Source organism: Denitromonas ohlonensis, assembly GCF_007625205.1.
GTDB lineage: Bacteria > Pseudomonadota > Gammaproteobacteria > Burkholderiales > Rhodocyclaceae > Nitrogeniibacter > Nitrogeniibacter ohlonensis.
In genome coordinates this window covers 1-16116 of record NZ_VMNI01000033.1, presented here as the reverse complement: position 1 = coordinate 16116, position 16116 = coordinate 1, and the positions used below count along the sequence as shown (strand labels likewise).

16 protein-coding genes and 1 pseudogene are annotated in these 16116 nt (G+C 67.3%); 8 read left to right on the top strand and 9 right to left on the bottom strand.

Translation table 11 applies throughout. The annotated features are described in order from the left end of the window. Positions 1-24: 24 nt before the first annotated feature. The 3 genes from mltA to FHP89_RS20490 all read left to right on the top strand — a co-directional run bounded on the left by mltA (position 25) and on the right by FHP89_RS20490 (position 3584). Positions 25-1185 carry a murein transglycosylase A gene (gene mltA, locus FHP89_RS20500; protein WP_260851696.1) on the top strand — a complete coding sequence of 387 codons (1161 nt, stop codon included), beginning with the start codon at positions 25-27 and terminating at the stop codon, positions 1183-1185. A 179-nt stretch (positions 1186-1364) separates the two neighbouring features. Further along, positions 1365-2567, top strand: a complete 1203-nt coding sequence (locus tag FHP89_RS20495) for an ammonium transporter (RefSeq protein WP_144177696.1) — start codon at positions 1365-1367, stop codon at positions 2565-2567. Positions 2568-2771: 204 nt separating this feature from the next. After that, positions 2772-3584 (top strand): alpha/beta hydrolase family protein, encoded by an 813-nt coding sequence (locus FHP89_RS20490; protein WP_144177694.1) that lies wholly within the window; start codon positions 2772-2774, stop codon positions 3582-3584. Here the strand turns inward: FHP89_RS20490 and FHP89_RS20485 are convergent. Then, a complete protein-coding gene (locus FHP89_RS20485; RefSeq protein WP_144177692.1) occupies positions 3548-3982 on the bottom strand; it encodes a 2,4'-dihydroxyacetophenone dioxygenase family protein in 435 nt (144 codons plus the stop codon). The genes FHP89_RS20490 and FHP89_RS20485 overlap by 37 nt on opposite strands. A 163-nt stretch (positions 3983-4145) precedes the next feature. On the opposite strand from FHP89_RS20485, the gene FHP89_RS20480 reads away from it, so the two are divergent. Genes FHP89_RS20480 through FHP89_RS20465 form a run of 4 tightly spaced genes read left to right on the top strand, consistent with a single transcriptional unit; the run spans position 4146 to position 8034 of the window. Continuing rightward, on the top strand, positions 4146-5087 hold the full coding sequence (locus FHP89_RS20480) for a chromate resistance protein ChrB domain-containing protein (protein WP_144177690.1): 942 nt from the start codon (positions 4146-4148) through the stop codon (positions 5085-5087). Between the two features lie 5 nt (positions 5088-5092). Beyond that, the gene (chrA, locus tag FHP89_RS20475) at positions 5093-6445 is read left to right on the top strand and encodes a chromate efflux transporter (protein ID WP_144177840.1); all 1353 of its coding nucleotides are present in this window, start codon (positions 5093-5095) and stop codon (positions 6443-6445) included. A 9-nt stretch (positions 6446-6454) separates the two neighbouring features. Beyond that, positions 6455-6781 carry a rhodanese-like domain-containing protein gene (locus FHP89_RS20470; protein WP_144177688.1) on the top strand — a complete coding sequence of 109 codons (327 nt, stop codon included), beginning with the start codon at positions 6455-6457 and terminating at the stop codon, positions 6779-6781. A gap of 53 nt (positions 6782-6834) precedes the next feature. Next, a complete protein-coding gene (locus FHP89_RS20465) occupies positions 6835-8034 on the top strand; it encodes a winged helix-turn-helix domain-containing protein (RefSeq protein WP_144177686.1) in 1200 nt (399 codons plus the stop codon). Between the two features lie 197 nt (positions 8035-8231). Here the strand turns inward: FHP89_RS20465 and FHP89_RS20460 are convergent, their stop codons facing one another. From FHP89_RS20460 to FHP89_RS20440, 5 genes are all read right to left on the bottom strand, one after another. Beyond that, positions 8232-8702 carry a GNAT family N-acetyltransferase gene (locus FHP89_RS20460; RefSeq protein ID WP_144177684.1) on the bottom strand — a complete coding sequence of 157 codons (471 nt, stop codon included), beginning with the start codon at positions 8700-8702 and terminating at the stop codon, positions 8232-8234. Positions 8703-8768: 66 nt separating this feature from the next. Continuing rightward, positions 8769-9353, bottom strand: a complete 585-nt coding sequence (locus tag FHP89_RS20455) for a nucleotidyltransferase family protein (RefSeq protein WP_144177681.1) — start codon at positions 9351-9353, stop codon at positions 8769-8771. Further along, positions 9350-10372 (bottom strand): XdhC family protein, encoded by a 1023-nt coding sequence (locus tag FHP89_RS20450; protein WP_144177679.1) that lies wholly within the window; start codon positions 10370-10372, stop codon positions 9350-9352. The genes FHP89_RS20455 and FHP89_RS20450 overlap by 4 nt, the downstream gene beginning before the upstream one ends. A gap of 5 nt (positions 10373-10377) precedes the next feature. Continuing rightward, on the bottom strand, positions 10378-12600 hold the full coding sequence (locus tag FHP89_RS20445) for a xanthine dehydrogenase family protein molybdopterin-binding subunit (protein ID WP_144177677.1): 2223 nt from the start codon (positions 12598-12600) through the stop codon (positions 10378-10380). Positions 12601-12611: 11 nt separating this feature from the next. Beyond that, positions 12612-13070, bottom strand: a complete 459-nt coding sequence (locus FHP89_RS20440; protein ID WP_144177675.1) for a (2Fe-2S)-binding protein — start codon at positions 13068-13070, stop codon at positions 12612-12614. 107 nt (positions 13071-13177) lie between these two features. Here FHP89_RS20440 and FHP89_RS20435 point away from each other — a divergent pair, with 107 nt between their 5' ends. Further along, positions 13178-14077, top strand: coding sequence for a LysR family transcriptional regulator (locus FHP89_RS20435; RefSeq protein WP_186300295.1), 900 nt, complete (start codon positions 13178-13180; stop codon positions 14075-14077). Here FHP89_RS20435 and FHP89_RS20430 read toward each other — a convergent pair. The 3 genes and pseudogenes from FHP89_RS20430 to FHP89_RS21280 all read right to left on the bottom strand — a co-directional run. Next, a complete protein-coding gene (locus FHP89_RS20430; protein WP_144177671.1) occupies positions 14067-15107 on the bottom strand; it encodes a patatin-like phospholipase family protein in 1041 nt (346 codons plus the stop codon). The two genes, FHP89_RS20435 and FHP89_RS20430, sit on opposite strands and share 11 nt — an antisense overlap. Before the next feature lie 238 nt (positions 15108-15345). Beyond that, complete coding sequence (locus tag FHP89_RS20425; protein WP_144177669.1) at positions 15346-15882, bottom strand: REP-associated tyrosine transposase; 537 nt, start codon at positions 15880-15882, stop codon at positions 15346-15348. 96 nt (positions 15883-15978) lie between these two features. After that, positions 15979-16116: pseudogene (locus FHP89_RS21280) on the bottom strand (IS3-like element ISKpn18 family transposase); the annotation flags it as partial.

Sequence of the window (16116 nt, the reverse complement as noted above, 5' to 3'; positions counted from 1 at the left end):
CCGCCTTGCGCGCAGGTGCCGCCGGTGACGCAAAGCACCCCCGTGCCGGTGCCGGCACCGGCGCCCGCACCCGTGGCGCCCAAGCCGCAAGCCGTGACGCCGCCGTCAGCACCGGTGGCCAGCCCGGCGGTGGCCCCCGGCCGGCTGGTGGCTGCCCGCTGGGCCGACTTGCCGGGCTGGAATGCGGATGCCATGGAAGCCGCCTGGCCGGCCTGGCAGCGCTCCTGCCGCGTGCTGCGCAAGGACGCCGCGTGGGCTGGCGTGTGCGCGCAGGCCGATGCGCTCGGCGACGCGCCCGCGCGCGCCGTGGTGCGCCAGTTTTTCGATCGCAATTTCCGCCCCTGGCAGGTGCGCAACGCCGACAACAGCACCGGCGGGCTGGTCACCGGTTATTACGAGCCGCTGATTCGCGGCAGCCTCGAGCGCAGCGCGCAAAATGCCTGGCCGATTCACGGCGTGCCGCAAGACATGGTCTCGGTCGAACTGGCCAGCGTCTACCCGGAACTCAAGCCGATGCGCCTGCGCGGCCGCATCGAGGGCAACCGGCTGGTGCCCTACTGGACGCGACGCGAAGTCACCGCACAGGGCGATGCCTTCCCGGCGCCGGTGCTGGCGTGGGCGGACGACCCGATCGCGCTGTTCTTTCTGCAGGTGCAAGGCTCGGGCCGTGTTGAGCTGCCCGACGGCAGCTACTTGCGCATCGGCTATGCCGACCAGAACGGCCACCCTTACAAGTCCATCGGCAAGTGGCTGGTCGAGCAGGGCGCGCTCAAGTTGTCGGAGGCCTCCATGCAGGGCATTCAACGCTGGGCACGCGCCAATCCGGCACGCCTGCGTGAGCTGCTCGATCAGAACCCCAGCTATGTCTTCTTCCGGACGCTGCCCGACAACAACGACGGTCCGATCGGGGCGCTGGGCGTGCCGCTGGTGGCCGAGCGCAGCATTGCGGTTGATCGCCAGACCGTGCCGCTCGGCGCGCCCGTGTTTCTCGACACCACACGCCCCAACACCAACCAGCCCCTGCGGCATCTGGTGATGGCGCAAGACACCGGCAGCGCCATCCGTGGTGGCGTGCGGGCCGACTTCTTCTGGGGCTTTGGCGATGCCGCCGGCGCCGAGGCTGGGCGCATGAAACAGAACGGTGCCATGTGGGTGTTGCTGCCCAAGGGCCTCGCACCGAGATGACGCATTTGTTGGCATGCATGCACGCTGATGGGGCCTGGCGGGCGGCCTGATGCACTGAATTGGTGCTGCTGGAATGCGCTGTCTTGGGGCGTTATTCTGTAAGTAACTGATTTTGCTTAAAAGCTAGACTGGCACGTGATCTGCTAAATGCTCCCCTATTGTGCAAAAGGAGCATTTCCATGGAGCAGTTCAAGACATCCAGTGACGTCCTGTTCGTGTTGTTGGGCGCCATCATGGTGCTTGCCATGCATGCCGGCTTCGCGTTTCTCGAAGTGGGTACCGTGCGGCGTAAAAACCAGGTCAACGCGCTGGTCAAGATTCTGGTCGATTTCAGCGTCTCCACCATCGCCTACTTCTTCATTGGCTACGCCGTCGCCTATGGCGTCAGCTTCTTCCAGGGGGCCGATGTGCTGGCCGCGCGCAGCGGCTACGACCTGGTCAAGTTCTTCTTCTTGCTGACTTTCGCCGCCGCCATCCCGGCCATCATCTCGGGCGGCATCGCCGAGCGGGCACGTTTTTACCCGCAGCTGGTGGCGACCGCGCTGCTGGTCGGTCTGGTCTATCCCTTCTTCGAAGGCCTGATCTGGAACAGCAACTACGGCTTCCAGGCCTGGCTTGAATCCAGCTTTGGCGCCACCTTCCACGACTTTGCCGGCAGCGTCGTGGTGCATGCGGTCGGCGGCTGGATCGCGCTGGCGGCGGTGCTGCTGCTCGGCGCCCGTCATGGTCGCTACAACAAGGCCGGTGCCATCTCCGCGCACCCGCCCTCTAGCATTCCCTTCCTCGCGCTGGGCGCGTGGATCCTCACCGTGGGCTGGTTCGGCTTTAACGTGATGAGCGCGCAAACGGTCGAAGGCATCAGCGGGCTGGTGGCGGTCAACTCCCTCATGGCCATGGTTGGCGGCACGATTGCAGCCTTGGTGGTAGGCAAGAATGACCCGGGCTTTGTGCACAACGGCCCGCTCGCTGGCCTGGTGGCCGTGTGTGCCGGCTCCGATCTCATGCACCCGATTGGTGCATTGGCGGTTGGCGCGATTGCCGGTGCGATGTTTGTCTATATGTTCACCCTCACCCAGAACCGCTGGAAGATCGACGACGTGCTCGGTGTCTGGCCGCTGCACGGCCTGTGCGGCGCCTGGGGCGGCATCGCGGCCGGCATTTTCGGCTCGACCGCGCTGGGCGGCATGGGCGGTGTCAGCTTCATGAGCCAGCTCGTTGGTACGCTGGCCGGCGTGGTCTTCGCGTTCGTTGGGGGCTACGTGGTGTACGCCGCAATCAAGGCCGTGTCTGGCCTGCGCCTGGATGCCGAAGAAGAATACGAAGGCGCCGACCTCACCATCCACAAGATCTCGGCCACGCCGGATCGGGATGCGAGCTGGTAAGCCGGTCGCGCGCTTGAAAAGGAAACGGCCTCATCGAGGCCGTTTTTCTTTGGCCGCATATGAGTTACCGTGGAGTTGCCACGCGAGGGCCTTGCCAATCGGCTGTAATCATCCGGGGGGCTGCGCCGTCTCTTGAGGGTATCGCGCGTTCGCTCGGCGTATTGACCCGCCAGCGTGGCGTGCGGCCATTGACCGGAGCCGCTCATGCAAAGCCAGAAAATCAGCTTCCCCGGCGCCTTTGGCACCGACCTCGCCGCTCGGCTGGATCTGCCCGACACGCCACCGCGCGCCTACGCGCTGTTTGCCCACTGCTTTACCTGCACCAAAGACATCTTTGCCGCCGCGCGCATTGCAGAGGGACTCACCGCGCAAGGCATTGCCGTGCTGCGTTTCGACTTCACCGGCCTGGGCGCCAGCGATGGCGACTTTGCCAACACCAACTTCTCGTCCAACGTGCAGGATCTGGTCGGCGCGGCCGCCTACATGAAGCAGTCGCTGGCCGAGCCCGCCATCGTCATCGGCCATTCACTCGGCGGTGCGGCGGTGCTCGCGGCGGCCGCGCAAATTGAGGGCGCGCGGGCGATCTGCACCATCGGCGCACCCGCCGATCCGGCGCATGTGGCGCATCACTTTGAAAGCGCGCGGGACGAAATCGAGCGCGAAGGCGAGGCGGTCGTACGGCTGGTTGGCCGGCCCTTCCGCATTCGCCGGCAGTTTCTCGATGACATCGAAGCCGCCAAACTCGAACGCGCCGTGGCCGGGTTGCGTAAAGCCTTGCTGGTGTTTCACTCGCCGCAAGACGCTATCGTCGGCATCGACAACGCTGCCCGAATTTATGGCTGGGCCAAGCATCCCAAGAGTTTCGTCAGTCTGGACAGCGCCGACCATCTGCTCAGCCAGCGCGCCGACGCCATCTACGTGGCGGAGGTGATCGCGGCCTGGGCGCAGCGGTATCTGGCCAGCGGTGACTATGCCTTGGGCTATTCGGCCACCGGCGCCTCATCCCACTTAGCTTGAACTCCCATCCAGTCGAGCACCATGGCGGTGTTGCCCTCGGCGTCCAGATATTGCAGTGGGCCGTGGTTGATGAACAGGTATTCGCAGGGCTCCGGGAAATAGGTTTGTTCGTGGATGATGCCGTTCGGCTCGTAGCCGTAGTCGCCGGCACTCGCCGTGATGCCGCCGCGTTCGGCGCCGCCCCGGATCTCGATCTTTCCCTTTAAAACAAAGTACTCGGCTGCGCCGATGTGTTTGTGCGATGGCACCGACGCCCCGGCCACGGTGCGAAATAGCGCGACCCAGGTGCCGGTGACAGGGCAGGTTCTCAGGAGCTTGAAGTGATAGCCCTCGCGCAGGACCTTCCATGGCAGATCGGTTGGTGCGACATGGAAGTCGCCAATCGGTGTCGGGGTCATGGGGTGTGCTCCTTGTGACTTTTGGGAAGGCGGCGAAGGCGAGGCGCCAGAGTGGCGATCGTCCTTGGTCTCGATCTGTCACTTCAGACTAGGCCAGTCTGAGCGGTCTGTTGTCAGAAAATAAATATTGAAGTAAACGCTACATGGTTGTAGTGTTTGTTTCATGAATCAATGGCTCGCACTCATCCTCAGTCTGCCCACCGAGAACGCCACCGTCCGGATGCGGGCCTGGCGTGGCTTGAAACAGTCTGGCGCGGCGGTGTTGCGCGACGGCGTCTACCTCATGCCCAAGCGCGACGCCTGCGCCGCTACGCTCGACGCCATCGCCACCGAGGTGCGCGAGGGCGGCGGCATGGCGCATGTGTTGCGCGTGGAAGATGTTGCTGGCGCCGAGTTTGCCCACCTGTTTGATCGGCGAGACGACTACGCCGCCTTGCTGGGCGAGGTGGCGACGCTGCGCGAGGGCTTGTCGGCCGACACGGTGGCGGCGGCGATCAAGCAGGTGCGCAAGTTGCGCAAGGCGTTTGCCGCGCTGGCGGCCATCGATTTCTTCCCCGGCGAAGCGCAGCGGCAGGTGGACGCCGCCTTGCAATCGCTAGAGCTCGACACCGCGCGGGTATTGTCGCCCGATGAGCCCCTCGCCGTTTCCGGCCGGGTCGAGTCGCTCAACATCGCCGAATTTCAGGGCCGACGCTGGGCGACGCGTCAGCGGCCGTGGGTCGATCGGCTCGCCTGTGCATGGTTGATCCGGCGCTTTATCGACCCCGCCGCGACCCTGCTGTGGCTGGCCGCACCTGCCGACTGCCCCGACGACGCGCTCGGCTTCGACTTCGATGGCGCGCGTTTCAGCCACATGGGCGGGCAGGTGAGCTTTGAGGTGCTGATGACCAGTTTTGGTCTTGCGCAGCCGGCTCTGAAGCGCCTGGCGCTGGTGGTGCACTACCTCGACGTCGGCGGCGTGCAGCCGCCCGAAGCGACCGGCGTGGAAAGCATTCTGGCGGGGCTGCGCGACAGCATCGCCGACGACGATGCGCTGCTCGCTGCGGCCGGCGGCGTGTTCGACGCCTTGCTCACCCGTTTCGAATCGGGCGCGTCCGCGTCATGAGCCAGATGACCTCCCCGGCCGAGCAAGACACCGCCGATGCCCCCGCCGCGGTGCGCTTTCGTGACGCCGTGCTGTTCTGGCTCAAGCTCGGTTTCATCAGCTTTGGCGGGCCGGCCGGGCAGATTTCGATCATGCACCAGGAGCTGGTCGAGCGCCGCCGCTGGCTGTCGGAGCGGCGCTTTCTGCATGCGCTCAACTATTGCATGGTGCTGCCCGGCCCCGAGGCGCAGCAGCTCGCCACCTACATCGGCTGGCTCATGCACCGGACCTGGGGCGGGGTGGTGGCCGGCGCGCTGTTTGTGCTGCCCTCGCTGCTGATTCTCATCGGGCTGTCGTGGGTGTACATCGCCTTTGGCGACGTACCGCTGGTGGCCGGGCTGTTTTACGGCATCAAGCCGGCGGTGACGGCCATCGTGCTGCAGGCAGCGCACCGCATTGGCTCGCGCGCGCTCAAGAACAATGTGCTGTGGGCGATCGCCGGGGCGTCCTTCGTCGCCATCTTTGCGCTCAATGTGCCGTTCCCGGCGATTGTGCTGGGCGCGGCGGTGATCGGTGTTATCGGTGGTCGTGTCGCACCGCTGGTGTTTGCGGCCGGCGGCGGGCATGGCAAAGCCGGAGCCGACTATGGCCGCGCGCTCATCGATGACGACACGCCGCCGCCCGCGCATGCGCGATTCAGCTGGTCACGTCTTGCGGCGGTGGCGGGCACCGGCGCGGTGCTGTGGCTGGTGCCGATGGGCCTGCTCATCGCCGGCCTCGGCTGGGACCACACGCTCACGCAGATGGCCTGGTTCTTCACCAAGGCCGCGCTGCTCACCTTTGGCGGCGCCTATGCCGTGTTGCCTTATGTGTATCAGGGCGCGGTGGGCCATTACGGCTGGCTCACCCCCACGCAGATGATCGACGGCCTCGCGCTGGGTGAAACTACGCCGGGTCCGCTGATCATGGTCGTCGCGTTTGTCGGCTTCGTGGGCGGCTATGTCAAAGCCGTGTTCGGGCCGGAGTCGCTGTTTCTTGCTGGTGCGGTGGCGGCGTGTCTGGTGACCTGGTTCACCTTCTTGCCGTCCTTCTTGTTCATCCTCGCGGGTGGGCCGCTGGTCGAATCCACTCATGGTGAGATTCGCCTCACCGCGCCGCTCACCGCCATCACTGCCGCTGTGGTGGGCGTGGTGCTCAACCTGGCGCTGTTCTTTGGCTACCACGTGCTGTGGCCCGAAGGTCTCGCCGGCCATTTCGACGGCGTCGCCGCGCTGATCGCCCTCGGTGCGGCGGTCGCCTTGCTGCGCTTCAAGGCCGGGGTGATTCCGGTCATCGCGGCTTGCGCGGTGGTCGGCCTCGCGCTGTCACTGTTCCAATAGGAGATCGCCATGAGCCACATCACCCCCGCAGAACTGGCGCTTTGGCAACGCGGTGGTCTTGCGCACACGCTCATCGACGTGCGCCGCGCCGCCGCGCGGCAAAACGACGGCACCGAGATTGCCGGCGGTCGCTGGCAAGACCCGGCGCTGTGGCTGGACTGGAAGGACGCCGTTCTGAGCGATGGTCTCGTCGTGCTCTATTGCGCACACGGACATGAGCTCAGCCAGGGGCTGGCCGAGGCGTTGCGCGCGATGGGCGTCGACGCGCGGCATCTGGCGGGCGGTATCGCCGCCTGGAAAACGTCGGGGGAGGCCGTGGCGGTGCTGGCGGGGTAAGCTGTTGCTGCCAGGGGCGTGCGCCCGCAACCGCCGATTTACCCGCCAACACCATGACTGAGTCCCTCTCGATTGACCAGGCCAGAAAGCTGGTCCTGCTGTCCCAGCGGCTGCCGCCGGGCAAGCCGGTGGGCTCGCCGATGGCCGCGACCCTGTCGGCCATCGAGCACCTCGGGTACATCCAGATCGACACCATTTCGGCCGTTCAGCGCGCCCATCACCACACGCTGTGGAATCGCAATCCGGGCTACGTTCCGTCGCACCTCGAGCAACTGGTGGCCGACAAGCAGGTCTTTGAATACTGGTCGCATGCCGCGGCCTATCTGCCCATGCGCGACTACCGGTTCAGCCTGCCACGCAAGCACGCGACGGCCAGCGGCGCGCAGCGTCACTGGTACGAACGTGATAAGCCGCTGATGCAAACCGTGCTGCAACGCATCGCCGCCGAAGGGCCGTTGATGGCGAAGGACTTCGAGCACACCGGCAGCACGCTCGGCGAGTGGAAGAGCAAGCCGGCCAAGCGTGCGCTGGAATACCTGTTCATGCAGGGTGAGCTGATGATTTCGGGTCGGGTCAATTTTCACAAGGTTTACGATTTGACCGAGCGGGTGTTGCCCGAGGGCGTCGACACCCGTCTGCCGACGCCAGACGAACACGCGCGGTTCCTGATCACGCGCTATCTGCAGGCCAACGGGCTGGGGCAGGCGGCGGAAGTCTGCTATCTGCAGAAGAACACCAAGCCGCGTGTGGCCGCCGTGTTGCGGGACATGGTGGCGAGCGGGGCAGTGGTCCCGATCAGTGTCGGCGCGCATCGCTACCATGCGCTACCGGCGTCGCTGGCCTTGTTGAACAAGCCCCTGCGGCGCAGCCGGCTCCACATCCTCTCGCCTTTCGACAACCTCCTCATCCAGCGAAAGCGCATGCAGGCGCTGTTTGATTTCGACTACTTGCTGGAGTGCTACGTGCCGGCGGCAAAGCGCCAGCATGGCTATTTCTCGCTGCCCATTCTGTGGGGCGGCGCACTGGTTGCGCGGATGGACTGCAAGGCCGAGCGACACGCCTCGGTGCTTCATGTGCACCACCTCGTGCTCGAACCCCGGCTGACCAGAATCGAAGAATTCGCGCAGGCCTTGTCCAAAGCGCTCGCCGCGTTCATGGCGTTCAATGGGTGTCGCACGGCCTGCCTGCACCGATGCACGCCCGCCAGCGCGAGCCCGGCGATGGAGGCGGTGATGACCTGTTGTCGGGCGTGAGCGCCGCGGTGTGCGCGGTTCAGCGCACGGCGCGTTCCCTGCGCGTGGCCCAGCCGAGGGTTTCCTTGTAGCGGCGACCGGCTTCGTTTAATCGAGGCGGTGTTTGTGGCGCTGACGATCGCCCGCTTTGTCCCGCTCACCACCATCGGTTTCCCCGGATGTGAGCATGCGCGTCTGCTTACCGGTCGGTGTTTCGATCAGCCCGGCGCCCGCAGCCGGTAGCGGCAAAACACCGCCCCGTCGATCCGCACCGAGCCGTCGGGTTCAAACCCCAAGCGGCGCAAGCCGCTGGCGTGGCCGCGGCTCGGCGGGAGCAGGGCGGTGACCGACTCAAGCCCCATGTCGTCAAAGGCCAGCCGGATGAAATGCTGGAAGATGGGGCGGCCATAGCCCCAGTAGGCAGGCGACAGCACCAGCGCAAAATCCGCGTCGCCCTGTTCGCACTGAAAGCCGCCCCACCCGGCGAACGCGTCGTCGATGAGCAGACCCCACGGGCCATAACCGTGTGTGGTCCACTGCGCTTCCTTGGCCTGGACCCATTGCCCGCAGCGCGCCTCGTCGAACACCGCGCCGGCCAGTGGCATATGGCGCAGGACGCCCGGGGTGTTGTGTAGCGCGACGAGGTCGGACACGCTGACCTCGCTCAGCCGGACCCGCTTCAAATTCATGACGCTCCTCTCGATCCGCTGGTGGCTGTGCCCGGTCAGGTCGTTAACGTGGCCCGCCACAGAAGGTCAGACTGTACCGCGATCGACCAGGTCGTCCCGCGTGTCGACATCGCGCAGCACGCCTGCGTCATCCCAATCGAACAGGCTTACAGCGGTCGCGCCCACGATTGCGCGGGCGCCGCGGTCGCCGTCGAGTGCTATCAGCTGTTCGCGCCACGCCTTGCCGAAGCCGACCGGGTGGCCGCGCCGGCCGGCGTGCCGGGGGGCGGTGACGGTGCTCGGGGTGGTGAGGCGGGCGGCCACGGCGCGGATGGCGGCGGTGGGGAGCCAGGGCATGTCGGCGAGGGTGACAACCCAGCCATCGGCGTCGGCGCTGGCGGCCACAGCGGCGGCGAGGGCGTGACCCATGCCGGCCTCGGCGGCGCGCGCTTCGAGCACGCGGCAGCCGGCTTCGCGCAGCCAGTGGGCGCGCGCCGGCTGGCCGGGGCGGATCACGGCGAGGCTGTCGGGCAGGGCGGCGGCCAGCGCGCGGGCGCTGTGCCATAGCACCGGGCGGCCGTCGGCGAGTGGGGCGAGGAGCTTGTCCTGTTGGCCTTCGGGGTCGAAGCGCCGGCCGAAGCCAGCGGCGAGCAGGATGCCTTGCGGGCTCATCCGCTGCGGCAGGCCGATAGCGTGTCCGCGGCCACGTCCAGCGCGGCCTTGGCTTCGGCCACCGGCAGCACGCGCTCGGGCGCCACACCGTTCTTGACGGCCACCAGTTCGGCCGCGATCGACACCGCGATCTCGGCCGGTGTGCGGCTGCCGATGTAGAGCCCGGCCGGACCGCGCAGGGCGGCCACCTGCGCTTCGTCGAGATCGAATTCGCGCAGCCGTTCGCGGCGCACCGCGTTGTTGCGGCGCGAGCCGAGGGCGGCCACATAGAAGGCCGGCGTGCGCAGCGCTTCCATCAGCGCGAGGTCGTCGAGCTTGGGGTCGTGCGTCAGGGCGATGACGGCCATGCGGGCATCGGGGCGCAGGGCGATGACGAGGTCGTCGGGCATCTCGCGGCTGAGTGTGGTGCCGGGCACGGCCCATTCCTCCCGCCACTCGTCGCGCGGGTCGCACACCGTGACGGCGAAGTCGAGCGCCAGCGCCATGCGCGCGAGAATCGCCGAGAGCTGGCCGGCGCCGATCAGCAGCAGCCGGTAGCGCGGCCCGAACACGCTTACCAGCGTGCGCCCGTCGAAGCTGGGGCCCTGCTCGGGGTGCGCGGCGGCGAGTTGCGCCGCGCCGCTGGCGAGGCTTAGCCGGCGTTCGACCAGCTCGCCGGCGGCGAGGCGGGCGAGCAGCGTATCGAGCGGGGCGGGCCGGTCCAGCGGTTCGAGCACCAGTTCCATGGTGCCGCCGCAGGGCAGGCCGAAGCGGCGCGCTTCCTCGGCGCCGACGCCGTAGCTGACCACTTGCGGCCGGGTTGGCAGGCCGTCGGCGGCGAGGCGGCGGATGAGGTCGTCCTCGATGCAGCCGCCGGACACCGAGCCCACCGCGCGGCCGTCGTCGCGCAGGGCCAGCAGGGCGCCGGGCGGGCGCGGCGAGGAGCCCCAGGTGCGCACCACCGTGGCGAGCATCACCCGCCGGCCGTCGGCGAGCCAGTCGCGCGCGCGGGTGAGTACGTCCAGATCGAGGCTGTCCATGAGGCTCAGGCCTTGAGCTGGTCGCCGATCGGCAGGCGGCGGATGCGCTTGCCGCTGGCGGCGAACAGGGCGTTGGCCAGCGCGGGGGCCAGCGGCGGCACGCCGGGCTCGCCCACGCCGGTGGGTTTTTCGGCCGAGGGGACGATATGCACCTCCACCGCCGGCATCTGGTCGATGCGCAGCACCGGGTAGTCGTGGAAGTTGGACTGCACCACCTGGCCGTCCTCGAGCGTGATCTCGCCGGTCAGCGCCGCGGCCAGCGCGAAGCCGATGCCGCCTTCCATCTGCGCGCGGATCACGTCCGGATTGACCGCCACGCCGCAATCGAGCGCACACACCACGCGGTCGAGCTTGAACGCGCCGTCGGCAGCGACGCTCACCTCGGCCACCTGGGCGACGATGGTGTTGAAGGATTCGTGCAGCGCTACACCGCGCCCGCGCCGCACGCCGTCACGCCCGGCCAGCGGGGCCGACCAGCCGGCCTTGTCGGCGACCAGGCGCAGCACCGCGGCATGGCGCGGGTGGGCGTCGAGCAGCGCGAGGCGGTAGTCGACCGGGTCGGCGCCCGCCGCCGTGGCCAGCTCGTCGAGGAAGGCCTCGGTGGCGAAGCCGGTGTGCGTTGAGCCGACCGAGCGCCACCATTGCACCGGCACCTTCACCTCGGCATTGGTGGTGTGCAGCTCGACCTGCAGATTCGGCACGCGGTAGGGCAGGTTGGCCGCGCCCTCGACCGAGGTGGCGTCGATGCCGTCCTTGACCAGCATCGGCTCGAAGGGCGTGCCGGCGATGATGGACTGGCCGACGATGCGCTGCGACCAGGCCAGCGGCCGGCCGGCGTCGTCGAGCGCGGCGCGCAGGCGGTGCAGGTAGAGCGGGCGGTAGTGGCCGGCGCGCATGTCATCCTCGCGCATCCACACCAGCTTGACCGGCGCCCGGCCGCCGATGGCCTTGACGATGTGGCCGGCCTCGAGCAAGTAGTCCGAGTCGGGCGCCGCGCGGCGGCCGAAGCTGCCGCCGGCGAAGAGCATGTTGAGCTTGACCTGCTCGGGCTTGAGGCCGAGCAGGGCGGCCAGGGCGTGCTGGTCGGGCGTCTGGAGCTGCTCGCCGTTCCACACCTCGCAGCCATTGGCGTCGAGGCGGATGACGCAGTTCATCGGCTCCATGGCGGCATGGGCGAGGTAGGGGAAGACGAACTCCGCCTCGAAGACACGGCCGGCCGTGCCCAGCGCGGCCTCGGTGTCGCCGTCCTGGCGTGCGGGCAGGCCGGGCGTGGCGGCCAGCGTGCGGTAGCGCTCGACCAGCGCGGCGCTGCTGCCGCGCCAGGCGGCGGTGTTGTCCCATTCGATCTTCAGTGCGTCGCGGCCTTGCTTGGCGCGCCAGGTGTCGCGGGCGAGCACGGCCACGCCGGAGGGGATGCGCACCACGTCGACCACCCCGGGCAGCTTGCGCGCGGCGCTGTCGTCGATCGACTTGACCGTGGCGCCGAAGCGCGGCGGGTGCGCCACCACGGCCACCAGCATGCCGGGCAGCTGCATGTCCTGGGTGAATGTCGCCTGCCCGGTGGTCTTGGCCAGGCTGTCCTTGCGTGGCGCGTGGCGGCCGATGAGGCGGAAGTCCTTCGGATCCTTGAGCGTCGGCGATTCGGGCACTGGCTGGCGGGCGGCGGCCTCGGCCAGCGCACCGAAACGGGCCTGGCGATGTGTCTTCGGATGACTCACCACGCCTTCGCGCACCACGATCTCGCCGGCCGGCACCTGCCATTCGGCCGCCGCGGCCGATACCAGCATGCTGCGCGCCGCCGCACCGGCCTGGCGCAGTTGCATGAAGGAGTTGGCAATCGCGGTGCTGCCGCCGGTGCCCTGGGCCTTGCCCCAGAACAGGTTGTTGTAGCGGGCGCCGTCGGCCGGCGCGCCTTCGACTACCACGCGCGCCCAGTCGGCGTCGAGCTCTTCGGCCACCAGCGTGGCCAGCCCGGTGTGGCTGCCCTGGCCCATCTCGAGGTGCTTGGCGATCACGGTCACGGTGTCGTCGGCGCCGATGCGCACGAAGGCGTTGGGGGCGAAGCTGGCGGCCGCCACCGGGCCATCGCCGGCGATGCCCGGCCCGGCGCCGGCGGCCAGCAGTTGGGCAGGCACGGTGGGCAGGAGCACGCCGAGGGTGAGGCCGGTGCCTTGTTTGAGAAAGTCGCGGCGCGAGAGGTTTTCGATGCGGGTATGTCGGGTCGTCATGATCGCGTTCCTCAGGCCAGCGTGCGGGCCGCTTCGTGAATGGCGGCGCGGATGCGCACATAGGTGGCGCAGCGGCACACGTTGCCGGCCATGGCGGCGTCGATGTCGGCATCGGTGGGCTTGGGGTTGCTGTGCAGCAGGGCGGTGGCCGACATGATCTGGCCGGACTGGCAGTAGCCACACTGCACCACGTCGAGTTTCTGCCAGGCCTGTTGCACGGCGGCACCGACGCGGTCGGCGCCGACGGTCTCGATGGTGGTGACGGTCTTGCCGGCGATGTCCGACAGCGGCGTCGAACAGGACCGCACCGGGGTGCCGTCGACATGCATGGTGCACGCGCCGCACAGGCCCATGCCGCAGCCGAACTTGCTGCCGGTCAGCGCGAAGCCGTCGCGCACCGCCCACAGCAAGGGGGTGTCGCCGGGCAAGTCGGTGCTGACCGGCTTGCCGTTGAGGGTGAAGCGAATCATGGGTTCTCTCCTGGGGTTGGGGGGGCAGCCTCTGCGGGCCATCATTGGTGCACCATAGGATGATTAGGTATTAAGATCGACCGCCTAATGTAAAACGGTCTATTAAGATGAGCTTAAAACTGAATCCGACCCTGCTGCCCGCACTAGTCGCTTTCGAGTGCGTGGCGCGCCATGCCAGCTTCAGCCGTGCGGCCGAGGAACTGGGCGTGTCGGCCTCGGCGCTGTCGCAATCGGTGCGCTCGCTCGAGCGACGCCTCAATGTGCGCTTGCTGGCGCGCACCACGCGCCGGGTGGGGCTGACGGAGGAAGGCGCGGCCATGCTCGACGGGGTGCGCGAGGGGCTGGCGCAGCTCGGTGGCGCGCTCGATACCGTCGAACACAGCCGCAGCCAGCCGGCGGGCATGGTACGGATCACACTGCCGCGCATGGCTTTTGCGCGTTTCTTCCTGCCGCGGCTGGCAGAATTTTCGGCGCGCTATCCGGAGGTGGGGGTGGAGTTCGCGCTCGACGACCATCTGGTGGACCTGGTGGCGGAGGGCTTCGATGTTGGCGTGCGCATGGGCGAGCAGATCGCCGCCGATATGGTGGCGCTACCGCTGGGGCGGGTGACACGGCTGGTCACGGTTGCTGCGCCAGCCTATTTCGCGCAGCGCCCGGTGCCCGACAGCCCCGATGCCCTCGCCGGTCATGAGTGCTCGCGCTACCGCTATGCCACCAGCGGCCGGCTGTCGCGCTGGCTGTTCCAGCGCGACGGACAACCGCTGGAAGTGGATGTGAGCGGTCGCTACATCATCAATGATCTCGCCGCCGAGATCGACCTGGCGCGCAGCGGCCAGGCCCTGGTGCAGACGGTCGAATCGATGGTGGCCGAGGATCTGCGCAGTGGCCGGCTGGTGCCGGTGCTCGACGCCTATGCGCTGCCGCTCGGCTCGCTCTATCTGTATTTCCCCAGCCGGGTGAACATGCCGCCGCGGCTGCGGGTGTTCATCGACCACTTCAAGGCCTAGCACCGAACAAGCCGGCCACCTCAACCGACGAGCGATCGCCAACATGGTGGCCCGACGCCGCATGCCACTGCGCCGCGCGTTCGCGGCCCAGGTCGCGCAGCAGTTCAAGAAACGACCCGCTGGCCGACAGCTTGGATTCGGACGACAGCTGGCTCATCACCTCTGAGGCTTCAATCAGGTGGAAGTGAGTCGACAGCAGGCGACGCTCCAGCCGGCCGCGCGACCACCACGGCTGCTGTTCGGCAAACTCGCGGGCATGCGCAAACATGCGCATCTCGCGCAGAAAGTTCGCACTGAAGCCCAGCTCCATGCTGCGCGTGCGGATCTCATCGGCGCTGCGCGGCGTCTTGCTGTGGCGCATGGGGTTGATCAGCACCAGCAGGATGTCGCGGCTCTTGCCCGTGTAGAACAACGGGAACACCGCTGGATTGGCCGCGAAACCGCCGTCCCAGTAGTGCTCGCCATCGATCTCGATGCTGTGATGCACCGACGGCAGGCAGGCCGAGGCGAGCAGGGCGTCAGCGGTCAGTTCCCGCTCACGAAACAGCCGCAGACGGCCCGTGTTGGCCTCGGTGGCAGCAATGAACAAGCGCAGCGGGCTCTCGCGCCGCAGGCGTTCGAAGTCAATCTGCTTCGTCACCACGTCGCGCAAGGGGTTGTGGTCAAACGGGTTGAGTTCGTAGGGCGAAAAGAAACTCGCCCACATCATCATCATTTTCATCGCCGGCGCCAGGGTGCCGCTGTCGCCATCGAGCGTGCGCACCGTGACATCAAAAGGCACGCTGCTGGCCACCGCCTTCCAGAAAGCCGCCAGCGCCTCACGCGCCCCGTCGGGCCCGCCCGCCATCAGCCCCTGCGCCAGCACCGCCGCGTTCATCGCGCCCGCGCTGGTTCCGCTCACCGCGTCGAAATCGAGCTGGCCGGCTTCGAGTAGGTAATCGAGCACGCCCCAGGTAAACGCCCCGTGCGCGCCACCGCCCTGCAAGGCCAGGCTGATGTTCTTTCGATTGGAGAAGGGTTTGATCCGCATATCGACCTCCTTTCCGTCAGTTCGCCCGGCACGGATGCGTGCGCAGGCGTCAGGAAGTGGGTGAATGAACGGTATACACACTACAGGTAAACGATGTTGCGATGCAGCATTGCTGCGACTGGCTTTGTATCAGGGTGCGACGAAGGCGGTGGCGGGGGATGGTGTGACGGCGGCCGGAAGCGGCTTCGCGTGTAGGGCGGAAAAGCAAAGCGCCTTCCGCCATCCCACACCACAGCAATCATTCACCCCTTTCACCATGCCCAACAACAACCGCACCAGCACCACCCCAATCGCCCGGATAAACACCCCGCGCGACACAGCGATGAAACGATGAGTGCGGCCAATCGCCTACCGCTTCGACGAGCCCGTGTTTGAGCGGATTGATATGAACGTAATCCACATGCGCAGCGTAATCGGCTTCATCGCGGATCGTATGCTCCCAGAACCGACGCTGCCAGATGCCTCGCTCGCCCTTCGCAATGCGCCTCGGTGATCGCCATTCCGTTTTCGGCAGCGCCTTGGCAAAGGCAATCTTGATCGCCCGCCAGCGGCCGGAGTAATCGCTATCGCCCGGCGGCAGCGTCCACACCGCGTGCATGTGGTCAGGCAGCACCACCCACGCGTCGATGTGAAACGGACGGCGCGAGCGAACCTTTCGAACGGCATTGCGCAGCAAGTCCATGTGTACCACCAGCGCATCGCTGTCGCGGTCGAGCAGGTTGACCGTGAAGAAGTAGCACCCGCCCGGGATGCGGTTTCGGCGGTAGTCGGGCATTCAAAGCGTAGTTCGTTGTGGTTTTCGCGGTGGTGGTGGCGGATACGGCGGTGGTGGTGGCGGAAGGCGCTTCGCTTTTCCGCCCTACGCGGGCTGGCGAAGCTGGCGGTTCTCCGATTCGAGTTGGCGAATGCGCTGCTGCTCCGGCGTCAGCGCCTTGCCGATTCCGGGCTGCCCCGACTGCTCAGTACCGACCTGCTCGACCCATCGCCTGACGGCTGACTCCACCAAGTC